Here is a 345-nt window from a genome sequence, read left to right as displayed (position 1 = left end):
TCCGGTGCATTGTCGATGTGGAGGGAGTGGTTGAATGACATTAGAAGAAAGCAAAGAAGTAATTCCCATGATGGAAGCAATGATTACACAGATCGAGGAACAGCAGAATATCATGGCAGAGATGCTTCAGGAGATACAGGAAAAGGACGAGAAGCTGATGTGCTTTCAGGAGCAGGAAGAACGATTGCAGCAATTAGAGAAAGAATTATCAGAGCTGCTTCAAATCTTGCCGGATACAGAAGAACTGCTGATGCTTCTGGAAGAAAAGACAGACCAGATACAGCAACTTACAGACGAGAATCAGCAATGGCAGGAATTGGCACAGAAATTAAACAGCGAGAACCG

1 pseudogene is annotated in these 345 nt (G+C 44.1%); it reads left to right on the top strand.

From position 1 onward, the window contains the following. Positions 1–345, top strand: a pseudogene (locus G5B11_RS18895) (MobA/MobL family protein); the annotation flags it as partial.

This window comes from Blautia glucerasea (assembly GCF_013304385.1).
In the GTDB taxonomy this organism is placed as follows: Bacteria; Bacillota; Clostridia; order Lachnospirales; family Lachnospiraceae; genus Blautia_A; species Blautia_A ammoniilytica.
The sequence above is the reverse complement of the archived record's forward strand: the minus strand, read 5'-3'. Positions and strand labels throughout refer to the sequence as shown.